Annotated in this window: 9 protein-coding genes and 1 pseudogene; 5 read left to right on the top strand and 5 right to left on the bottom strand. The window is 61.8% G+C overall.

Translation table 11 applies throughout. The features are described from left to right. The first annotated feature begins 90 nt into the window (after positions 1 to 90). Positions 91 to 813 (top strand): hypothetical protein, encoded by a 723-nt coding sequence (locus ACFWF3_RS11335; RefSeq protein WP_379313552.1) that lies wholly within the window; start codon positions 91 to 93, stop codon positions 811 to 813. Positions 814 to 921: 108 nt separating this feature from the next. After that, positions 922 to 1,245: a helix-turn-helix domain-containing protein gene (locus ACFWF3_RS11330; RefSeq protein ID WP_379313551.1), complete on the top strand. Its 324-nt coding sequence runs from the start codon at positions 922 to 924 to the stop codon at positions 1,243 to 1,245. A 906-nt stretch (positions 1,246 to 2,151) separates the two neighbouring features. On the opposite strand, the gene ACFWF3_RS11325 is transcribed toward ACFWF3_RS11330, so the two are convergent. Both ACFWF3_RS11325 and ACFWF3_RS11320 read right to left on the bottom strand, forming a co-directional pair. Further along, complete coding sequence (locus ACFWF3_RS11325) at positions 2,152 to 2,985, bottom strand: hypothetical protein (protein WP_379313550.1); 834 nt, start codon at positions 2,983 to 2,985, stop codon at positions 2,152 to 2,154. Between the two features lie 525 nt (positions 2,986 to 3,510). Continuing rightward, on the bottom strand, positions 3,511 to 4,941 hold the full coding sequence (locus ACFWF3_RS11320; RefSeq protein WP_379313548.1) for a hypothetical protein: 1,431 nt from the start codon (positions 4,939 to 4,941) through the stop codon (positions 3,511 to 3,513). 267 nt (positions 4,942 to 5,208) lie between these two features. On the opposite strand from ACFWF3_RS11320, the gene ACFWF3_RS11315 reads away from it, so the two are divergent. The 3 genes and pseudogenes from ACFWF3_RS11315 to ACFWF3_RS11305 form a co-directional block, all read left to right on the top strand. Continuing rightward, positions 5,209 to 5,415 carry a hypothetical protein gene (locus tag ACFWF3_RS11315; protein WP_379313547.1) on the top strand — a complete coding sequence of 69 codons (207 nt, stop codon included), beginning with the start codon at positions 5,209 to 5,211 and terminating at the stop codon, positions 5,413 to 5,415. Further along, positions 5,412 to 6,008 (top strand): nucleotidyl transferase AbiEii/AbiGii toxin family protein, encoded by a 597-nt coding sequence (locus ACFWF3_RS11310; RefSeq protein WP_379313546.1) that lies wholly within the window; start codon positions 5,412 to 5,414, stop codon positions 6,006 to 6,008. Before ACFWF3_RS11315 ends, ACFWF3_RS11310 begins: the two co-directional genes overlap by 4 nt. Positions 6,009 to 6,062: 54 nt before the next feature. After that, a pseudogene (locus ACFWF3_RS11305) lies at positions 6,063 to 6,632 on the top strand (radical SAM protein); the annotation flags it as partial. Positions 6,633 to 6,912: 280 nt separating this feature from the next. Here the strand turns inward: ACFWF3_RS11305 and ACFWF3_RS11300 are convergent. The 3 genes from ACFWF3_RS11300 to ACFWF3_RS11290 form a co-directional block, all read right to left on the bottom strand. Beyond that, positions 6,913 to 8,436, bottom strand: coding sequence for a caspase family protein (locus ACFWF3_RS11300; protein WP_379313545.1), 1,524 nt, complete (start codon positions 8,434 to 8,436; stop codon positions 6,913 to 6,915). A 35-nt stretch (positions 8,437 to 8,471) separates the two neighbouring features. Next, entirely contained in the window at positions 8,472 to 8,837 is a 366-nt protein-coding gene (locus tag ACFWF3_RS11295; protein WP_379313544.1) for a hypothetical protein, read from the bottom strand. A gap of 82 nt (positions 8,838 to 8,919) precedes the next feature. After that, the coding region (locus tag ACFWF3_RS11290) for a DUF4041 domain-containing protein (RefSeq protein ID WP_379313542.1) at positions 8,920 to 10,290 on the bottom strand (1,371 nt) is incomplete at its 5' end.

Here is a 10,290-nt window from a genome sequence, read left to right as displayed (position 1 = left end):
CCGTTAGCCGTTCTAACGCGCGTCGCTCGACCTGATATCTGCCTCTGCAACCAGGCTGCCAATTCGATTGCAGATCAGTAAGATTGCGTCATGACGCCACAAGGTCAGATCGATTGGGCATCCTTCGACGTGAACGTCAACATCTCCGCACCTGTGGTCGGCGACTACGTCGACCCAGGACTGATGCACTGGACTGGGACTGCCACATACGCAGTCAGCTCCGACGGCGATAGCCCAGCTGATGACGTTCCGCTTGGCCTCTCGGTAGTTCACACTGATGAACGTGGCGACCGCGAGAAACGGTGGACGGTGTTGACGATGCACGGTCTGCTGGTTGATCCGTACATCGTCGAGAGCCGCATCGATGACCTCCTTGATGGCATGTCCCAGGACTACGCACATTTCGCACCTCTGTTCGGCGGCGACAATCAGTTTCATCCTGACCTCGCTGAGATCATCGAAGGCATGCACTCAGCGGCCGTTCTGATCGACCGGGTCTACATGGCGGAGATGTGGCGAGGTCGTGGCGGAGTCGGTCGCCTGCTCATCAGCCGTATTCTTCGGCTCTTCGCTGAGTCTGTTGGTGTCGTGGCGGCGCATCCATTCCCGATCGAGCTGTTGAGGGAGCGGGACGATCGGACCGGTCTGACCGAGCATCCGCGCTTCGCGGAAGAGCTGGCCAAGGTGCAAAGGACCTGGGAGTCTCTGGGGTTTGAGCGGTATACCTCCCATTGCTGGGTAATGGACCCGGCGATGCGGACGCATATGGATTCAGTGGCGCGACTTGAGAAGACGCTGTTCGCCGATGCATAGCCAGGACTGCTAGTGCCTCGGCTCGGAAGGTTGATGCGGCAATCTGCCAAGGTGGCGGATTGATTATCAGCGCGTGAGCGGTGATGCTGCCCGGTGGAGGTGGTGCCGGTGGCTCGCAAACCGGATGTGTTCGTCAGAGCAGTGAACCCGGAAGAAGGCCGCAACTTGGCCCAGATCGCGCGGCGTAGCGAGCAACCTGTGCGAATGTGGTGGGCGATCGTGGTGATGGCCTCGGCCCAGCATCAACCCGTCGGGTTGATCGCGAAGCTGATGCAAGTATCGGAACTCTATGTGCGCCAAGTGATTCACGACTTCAACGCGCACGGATTCGAGTCGCTGGACCCAAAACGAAGCGGGGCAGGCCCACGAAGACCGATCAAGCGACGCGTGATCGGATTTGTCAGATCGACCGGTGCTGCCCCCACGATCTGAACTGGCCGTTCTCGACATGGAGTTTGTCGAAGCTGGCGCACGTGTTGCGTACCAACAAGATCGCGGACCTCAGCCGCGAGACTCTGCGCCGGATTCTCATCGCCGGTGGAGTGTCGTGGCCGGCCACGAAAACGTGGAAGACCAGCAACGATCCCGACTTCGTCGCCAAGATACACCGGATCCTCGATCTTTATGGCAACCCACCTGCCGATGGGCGGGTGATCTGTGTTGATGAGTTCGGGCCGTTGAATCTGTTACCGCGGGCCGGTCGGGGCTGGTTCCCGAAACGGCGACCGACGCGGTTACGTGCGACCTATCACCGCCCTCGCGGGTGCGACAGATGTTCGGTGTCTTTGGATTTGGCCTCGGGTTAGCTCTACTACCGGATCAGTGATCGGAAGCGTTGGACCCGAGTTCCTGGCCTTTGTGAAGTCGTTGCGGGCTCGTTGGCTTGGTCGGAAACTGTATCTGATCTGCGATAACTCGGTGTGTATAGGCGGGCGCGCGGGACTGGTGCGGGTCGAACGCGGTCGAGTTGGTGTTCGTGCCGACGTATTCGTCGTGGCTGAACCGGATTGAGTGTGAGTTTGCGGCGTCGCAGTACTTCGCGCTCAACGGCACTGACCACCGCAGCCTCGCCGAGCAGGACGCCGCGATCGGTGATTACATCCGCTGGCGTAATCAGCACGCCGGACCCTGTGCGCGAATTCGCGGTCGGTTCCAGGATCCGGCGTTCGGATTACCTACCTAACGTTGCGTGACGCGGCACTAGCACCTGCCTGAAGTTCCGCTCTGCATGTGATTTAACCTGGGTGCGGGGGGTTTATCCGTGGAGCCGCGATGCCCACCGCTGCATCGCGGAGACTCGTCGGTCGGGCGGTCTAGCCGCACGAGTTCGGATGTGCCTTACTCCTCTTTATCGAGGTCGGTGTAATCCGGGATCGGGGCATTGAATACTTCAACAACCCAGCCACCTTGGCCGTGTCCTCCGGTTGAGTAGCCGTGCTCGTCGCGCTCGGCATCTTGGACCCAGACCGTTACTGGGTGAATGCGGACGTACTTTCCGGCGTCATGGGCCTTCGTCGCCAGCTGAACGCCATCGCGAAGGTTGGACTCGACCAGCTCGGACTTGTCGTCTAACTCGCCAATTTTCCAACTGGTCCAAACAATCTCGGGATTCAGTCCGTCAACGTGTGGCCAGCGTCCGGGCCGCGGTTCGTCGTAGGCGATATCCGGGGTGGCGGTCCGCCCATCCAATTCCCAGTATTTCCCTCCCCGCCATGTCGATTCGATAGCGTTCTCTAGCCGCACCGGCAACTCTACTTCGCCCGAGTTTGGGCCACGCATGAATTCGTACAGTTCATCTATGCCCCTGGGGCGTTGCAGCTGGTCTACGTAGTCCGGCACGGAGTGGATGGGGCCGCGCCAACTCCAATCGCCGTAAAATGGCGTAGTACAGCGTGTTTCGAGGTATCGGCGGATGGAATCTGAGACTGCCTTCGGGAACATGCCGAGATCCGGATGCGTCAGCTCTGCACGCACGGCAAAGTCGTCGTCAGGCTGAGCTTGCTCCTGTATGAATTGATTCAATCTGCTGACCAGATCCGGAACGAGATCGAGGTGGTCGGTGCCAACTGTGGTAACCAACTCCAGTTCGTCTGGGATACCTACTGTGCTGTCGATAGATACGGCGAAGATCTGCGTCCGGGATAACGTTGGATGAGCGAGGAAGTAGCGCACGGTAGTACGGCTCCTGGGATGCGATGGGTAACCGAGCACTGCAGACTGCACACGGCGAGTCTCGAATGGGTTCGTCAGATCGCGTCCGGGTCGGCCTGGTGTCCGGCCTGGCATCGATCAAAGTGATTATTGTCCAGTCCGGCGTGGGGTCCGAAGCGGCGTGACGACAAGGCTAGCAGGCCGGACCCCCGAATGGCTTCGCAACCGCAGACCGGGGGCGCCAGCCGGTAGGTCAAGGAACGCCCGGTATCGGGAGCCAGGTGTCGGGACCCCAGTTAGCCGAATACTTCTGCTCTTCGGCGTCGCAAACGAGGCGGAGTGCTTGAGCGGCAGTCACTTCGAGTCGGGTCTGGCCTGCGAGTTATGCTCGCCATTGGGATTCGCTTGGGGCGGTGGTGAATTGCCAGGGTTGCGGGGTTTGTTGGTGGGGCCGAGTCGTCGAAAGGGGCGGCGGCCTCAGGGTCTATCGGGCCGGACCGGCATCATGAATGCTTCGGGCGGAGTGTAACTGGGCACGGATCCGCTCTACGGCTGATGCTTCTCCCTCGCGTGGAGCTCCTGCTCTCGTTGGTCAGCCCATTCGCGAGCTGCTGAGATGGCGTGACGCAGGCCAGCAATCTCCAATCGCTCCCTGACATCTGGCCGATCAAGGGTAAACGTCACCTTTGGCGGCCCTTCGGCACCCAGTGTGAGGGTTTCGATGAGCAGCCATTGCTGGATCTTGGAAGGGGTGGCACCGACAGCAACCGCCGGTTCTAGTACACCGTAGGCGGAGCCGTCTACCTGAAGAGTCTCAACAGCTTCCAGTAGCTGCTGGCATTGCCGCCTCATATCCTCCAGATCGGCATCGTCGGCGGCGAGACCAGCACCGTCGACCACTGCGATGGTCGTGAGCAGTCGTTCATGATTCCGTTCAAGTAGCTCGGGGTCAGGGTTGAGGGACTCATCTCCGAGCTGGCTCGTCGGACTCAGCGCAAATGGCCAAAGCTGGCCGTAGGCCGGGCGGCGGAGAGACTGAAGGAAATGTCCCACCAAATACTCGACCGCGTGCGAAGCCGACGTCGGATCGTCGCGTTTGTCTCGTCGAACCAGGTGCCGCCGCTGGCCCTCGACTCCGGGGCAGAACCAGATCTCCTCTTCACGAGTGCGATGCATCTGGAGTGGATCCCCGCAGACTGCGCAGTTCGGGATCGGGTGGAGCGGAAGAACGTCGGCATACTGGCGCTCGATCGCTTCCAATGCCGCGAAGGCGGCCGACCGATCGGCTTGCCAAGACAGCCAGAGATCGAACCCGCGGGCGGCGCGGTGGGGATGGCCATGGGCAACCAAGTTCTTAGCCTGCTCGCGAAGCATGAAGGGGTCGTGGTCGCTGTCAACAGGGCACCGAAGGATGAATGTGCCCGCGTCAGCGTCGTAAGCGGCGATCGCGACAGCCTCACAGAATGCAATGGGCTCGGTATCGCGCAGGAGTTCGTTACATGGGCCGGTCGCCGTTGTCGCTGTCGAAGCGGGTGGCCATGAGCCCTGCGGCAACCGCTCACGACCCCAACTGCGCGTCAGTGAGTCGAGTTGATCGTCGGCCCTCTTGATCCGACTCTTCAGTTCAGTTCGTCGCTTCCGCAGCTGTTCGGCTTCTTGTCGGATGCTCTCAGTCCTTCGCCATTCTTCCGTAGCGGTGGTCGCATAGGCAGACTGTTCCTTTGTCAGCGGGACCCGCTCGTCGACCCGGCAGGTCTTGCAGGCCCGCTGCACGCCAGCAGCTGTGAGTTCCGCGAACGTGTAGTTGCGTGGCTTGGCCTTCCCCAGGCTTCGGCAATCATGCATATGGACAGTCCCGGTGCCTGTAACCGCGACGGTAGCGGTGATCGACACCAGCGGACCCGGGTCGGCTCCGCTCCCACCGCGTTCGACCGGGCAAAAGGCGCGAACCGCCACAGAAAAACTGACGTCGGACATCGGTTCCTTCCTTACTGCCTGGTGGTTCGCGTCATCACTGTGGCAGAGTGCTTGGCTCACCATCCTCCCGTCCCTTGGTGTCACCGGGACAGAACCGGTGGCAAAACTACTAGAAGTGGATTGCGGCTGTGGGCGATCTGAATATGAAGTGCCAAGGTCCTCAACGCCAAATGGGTGGCCAAGTCGTTCCTGACGAGGGCGCCGGGTGCGTGGCTACTGCGTGCGGATGGTCGGTGTGGCGGCCGACCTCGACGGTAGGCTCTGTACATGGACGACGACTCACCTGCGGATCGGCTCCGGCTTGCGATCGATATGTTCGAGTTCGGCTTGGGCATGCAGCGCGCTCGACTTCGTCGCGAGCGGCCGGACGCGGATGAGTCGGTCATCGATGCAGCGATAGACGAGTGGTTGCTGTCGCGACCGTTCGAGCCGCTTGGCGGAGGGCGAGGTCGACCGTCGGCCAGGTTCGCATGAATCCGCTCGAGGCCGCACTCCGCAAGGCTGCTTCCGATCTTGATCAGCGCGGATTTCGGTGGTCGATCGTCGGCGGATTCGCGGTGTCGGCCCGATCGAATCCAAGATTCACGGCAGATATCGACATCGCTGCTGCGGTGGCTGATGACTCCCAAGCTGAAGGTCTGGTGCAGTCGTTGATAGCGGCCGGATACCAGTTGTTCGCTTCGGTCGAGCACGACAACGGCCGGTTGGCGACTGTCCGGCTCAAGCGGCGCATCGACGGGGTTCCCGTAGTCGTTGACCTGCTTTTTGCCAGTTCGGGTATCGAGCCGGAGATTGTTCGTGCGTCGGAGCCGCTCGAGATTTTTCCCGGTTTGGTCGTGCCCATTGCTCGCACTGGGCATCTGATCGCGTTGAAGCTGCTTGCTCGCGATGACGAGAGCCGTCCGCAGGACAGTGCGGACCTCAGGAGCTTGGCCGCGGTCGCAACCGCGGACGATATTGCAGACGCTGCTGAGGCGATTCGATTGATCACCGAGCGAGGCTTCGATCGGGATCGCGACCTGGCCAAACTGCTGGCCGAAATGCAGAGCCAACCGAGCGCCGACTAACTCTCGACGTGATTTTCCAGCCGTCAGCGCTGGTCGGAATGTTTGTAAATCAGGGGCATGGGCGAACCACTTGCCAACTTTGGCCGAGTTCTCAAGGCGGTCAAGCGAATCACATCACCGGCTCCGAACGGGTTCGGTATTTCCCAACGCGCGGTGACTGTTTCGACGGTCGGGATCGCTCCGGCAATCCGCAAGCTCGCAGATGAGGATCTGTCGGTGAGGTTGGCTGTGTCGCTTCATACTCCCGACGACGAGCTGCGGGACACCTTGGTACCGGTAAACAATCGCTGGCCGGTCGCGGAAGTTCTTGACGCCGCACGGTATTACGCGGACAAGTCGAGCCGCCGTGTCTCGATCGAGTATGCCCTCATCCGCGATGTCAACGACCAGGGTTGGCGGGCGGACATGCTCGGCAAGAAGCTGCGTAAGGCGTTGGGGCCGTAGGTGCATGTGAATCTGATTCCGTTGAACCCGACTCCGGGTAGTGAGTGGGATGCGAGTCCGAAGCCGGTGCAGGACGAGTTCGTGCGTCGTGTCCAGGCGCAGGGCGTTACCTGCACCGTGCGCGACACTCGCGGGCAGGAGATCGCCGCAGCCTGCGGTCAGCTGGCAGCCGAGGGCTGAGCTCGCTCATCGGTTATATCCAGCCTGGCAACTTTCCCTTCACGGAAGCTTCTCTGCACTATTCAGGTCGACCGCAGAAGTTCAATCAAACAACCGACGTTCCGGGTGGAGAGCACATCGACCTGCTCACATGGGCAATCGTCCAGCCTCTCAGGTTCCCTGGACCAGGCTCGCCAGCAATACCGCGACGGTCCGAGCATCGCCGCCCTGGCACGTCAGCTGAACTATGCACCGCCGGTATCGGCATCGTGGCGCGTGCCGATGTCGAGATGTGAGGTCATCAGGCCCAGAGCGTAATGGGGTTCTGCCGTCGGGGAACGGTCTTGTCGACGAGTTCGGCGAGAATGTCCGGGTCGTCGACCAGTTGACCCTGGATCCCGTAACGGTCACCGAAAGGCCCGATGAAGCCGTGGATCCGAATCACCGCGCGGGTGATTCCCGCATGGGCGACTACCGCGAAGTCGACGCCGTGCCAGTTCGCTGGTCTGAATTTCCAGAAGACCCGTGCTGAGCCGAGTAACTCATCGTCGGACATGCCGTGGTAGTAGCCGCTGCCGGTGCGGGTGTGCACACCTCCGCCCCAGGGAGTTTCGTCCCAGGTAGCCGGGCGGTTGGCCCATTTCCCCAGTGTTATGAGCATCAGTCGACGGGTCGTCGGCAACGAGTACTGCGATGCCTCAGCGTCGGTCCGCATGTGCGGGTCGACCGGCAAGTCTTTTCGCAGCACCACTTTTCGCAGCTTCTCGCCATTGCGCTGTGGCGAGGTATGGCCCGCTGCATGCCACCATCGGGCGGCTTCGGCCTCGCGCCCGCTGAGCCGAAGCCGGATCGCGAGGTTGTGCATGGCGTTGGTGTCGCCGGTTTCGGCGGCACGCTGATACCAGTATTTGCCGTCTTCGAATCTGCGCTGGATTTCGCTGACCACAGCGACGTTGTACATCGCACCGGGATTCCCGGCCTCAGCGGCGAGGCGCCACCACTGTTCGGCGTGCTCGAGATCTTTCGCGCGGTGGAATCGTTGCGCCAGCTCGATCATTGAGTCGACGTCGCCCTGCTGTGCGGCGTCGAGGACCGCTAGTGCGTCGATATCGACGGGATCAGCGACTGCAGGTGCTGCCGGCGTGGTGGGTGGAGCGAACAGTCTCAGCGCGTGCGCCGAATTGTGAACTCGGCATTGTGGTTCCGGCTGGCTACGGCCCCTCAGTATCTTGGCCGTGCTGGCGTAGAGCTGATCGAGGGTGAGATCGGTGTCCGTCGCGGCGGCCAGCAGGGCCGCGGTGAATGCGGTGTGGCGGCCGTCTGTCGGTGCCAATGAGGGTTTGTTCTTGGGGGACGAGGTGAGCACGTACGTACCCTCGATGTTTTGGGTCTCGAACGTGACGAGGTCGGCGGACGTGCTCATGGTTTCGATGGCGTTGCCGGAGAAGCAACAATCCAGAATGACGATACGCGCCTGCGCGCGGCTCTTGCTGATGTGGCGTTTGACGACGCCGAACGGCACCGAACTCAGTTCGATCTGGTCGGGGTCACTGTCAGGCAAAACCAGATGCAGGTTTCCCGCTTGATCCAGCTTTCCGTGCCCGGAGAAATAGAACAGTAGAACATCTTCGGCCTCGGCCGCTGCCTGGGTGATCGCGGTTCCGACTTGTCCGGGCATGCTCGGGTTGTGCAGGACGGTGCAGTGTTGCTCGGCTACCGCGCCACCGGATGGCGAGGTCAGGCGTTCGGCGAGGTCGTTGATGTTGTTGGCGACGGCGGGCAGATCATGGAAGTCGGGGTGTGAGAAGCGGCTCGCCCCGATCAATACCGTGCGCCACCCGTTGCGGTCCGCGGCACCGGTCACTGCTTGGTCCGGTGGTCGAGGAGCTGGCGCAGGAGTTTCTCGACGTCGGTTCCCGCCCCGACACCCTTCGCGTCAATCGTCATCTCGCCGTCGCCGCGGGTGAACGTCAGTTTGATGTCGGACTGTCGGACGGTGAACCACGTCGACAACGAACTCGCCAGCGCGGTGAGGGTGCCACCCGTGCCGACGGCGACGACGAGGACTTCGGCGAGCCCGCCCATCTCGCCATCGCGAATAGGGCTGTCCACCAATGTCACCCGACCACGCAACGCCCGGTCGTCGTTGAACCACTCGTGCAGGTCGAACAGATCGTCGGCACCGCCGCTAGTGTGGAGCGTGAACTCGCTCTGCGTATCAACCACCGCACCATATTGCCACGGGCGCGACGACGTCGAAACCCGATCGGTGCACTGATTATGTTGCCGCCCAGCAACTTCCGTGTCATCAGCGCGACCGGGCGGCTCGGCTCTGGTGGTACTCCACAGCTTTGGCCAGGTCATCGAAACTGCCGACCTGGCCCACCACCGCCTGAAGATGTTCACGCACCTCGGCAGGAGTGGCGTAGAAGAACTCGCGGCGTTGGTTAACGAGGTTCACCCGCCGGTCGGCGAGTTGCTGATGCAACTGGTCTCTGATGCCGACCGCGTCCTTGTCGTAGAACATCGTGTGCATGTCGTACTTGAACGGCACCGAGGTGTTGCCGAGTTCGCGGATCCGGTCCTCCGGGTCGAACCGCCGGGTGAGGCCGATCATTACCATGTCCTTGAACGCCCCGATATTCGATAGCACGTAGACGAATCCGGCCCGGTAGTTGTCGGCACGATCCTGGATCGTCGCGATGTCGCTCTCGAGCTTCGCCAACAGACCGCGTAGCTGATCGGCGTCGGCGGACCGTGCCTTGCCGATCGCCTCCAGCGCGGCGAGGGATTCACGGTAGCGCCGTTGCTCCTTCTCCAATCGTTCCCGCTCCCTGGACAATTCAGTGTGCGCTCGCCGTTCCTCGCGCAGCCGATCGCGTTCCTCGCGCTCGTGCTCCTTCTGCCGCGCGAGAAACTCCAGGTAGTCGGCCGTCATCTCGAGTTCGCGGCAGCGCAGCGTGTGGTAATGGACGGACACCCGCAGCTGCATGGTCTTGCCGAGGCGTTCGATCGTGGTGGCGATCTTGTTCAGTCGAGTCAGCGCGCTGGTCAACTTGTACGGCTTGAGACTGCGGACGAGGTTGTCCGCTTCGGCGTTGTATGCCCGCAACATCAACTTCGAGTACTCGCGGACCATCTTCCGTCCCTCGGTGACCGAACCGTTGACGGTCCACGTGGTCGATGCCTCGATCGCACCACCGTCGCGGCGCGCCATCGCCTTGATCTCGCCTTGCAACAGCTCCAGCGCCGTGCGGTAGGCCATCGAGTCCGAGAGCGGATGGCGGTACTCGTAGATCCCGATCTCCTGCAGCACCTGCTCGTCGCGGGTGCTGATCACCTCAGCGCGCAGGGCGTCCAGCATGGCCTGATCGTCGGTCACTTGAGTGGCGAGCTGGTCGCGCAGCTGCTGCAGTTGCGCTGTTTCGAGCCCTCTCAGCGCCGTCAATTGTGCTCGGAGCCGTTGATTCTCGGCTATCGCGTCGGCGAGTTCGGCGGACTGGCGCTTCGCCAGCGCGCGTGCGCCGAACAACGGCACTTTCGCGGTCGATGCGCCCGGGTTCGGCGCGGCAGGTGCGGCGGCCATCCTGTTGTCGGTCCATTCGATGCCGTTCCAGTACCTGAGGTGGTCGGCGTCGGAGGGGTCCCGGTACCAGTTCGGTGGTGTGTTGCTCATCGC

Origin of the sequence: Nocardia sp. NPDC060220 (assembly GCF_042727815.1) — a bacterium.
Lineage (GTDB): Bacteria > Actinomycetota > Actinomycetes > Mycobacteriales > Mycobacteriaceae > Nocardia.
The sequence above is the reverse complement of the archived record's forward strand: the minus strand, read 5'-3'. Positions and strand labels throughout refer to the sequence as shown.

Coding starts and splice junctions, on each gene's coding strand:
- ACFWF3_RS11335 (WP_379313552.1), top strand. CDS start 91: ATGACGCCACAAGGTCAGATCGATTGGGCATCCTTCGACGTGAACGTC.
- ACFWF3_RS11315 (WP_379313547.1), top strand. CDS start 5,209: ATGGACGACGACTCACCTGCGGATCGGCTCCGGCTTGCGATCGATATG.
- ACFWF3_RS11320 (WP_379313548.1), bottom strand. CDS start 4,941: ATGTCCGACGTCAGTTTTTCTGTGGCGGTTCGCGCCTTTTGCCCGGTC.
- ACFWF3_RS11310 (WP_379313546.1), top strand. CDS start 5,412: ATGAATCCGCTCGAGGCCGCACTCCGCAAGGCTGCTTCCGATCTTGAT.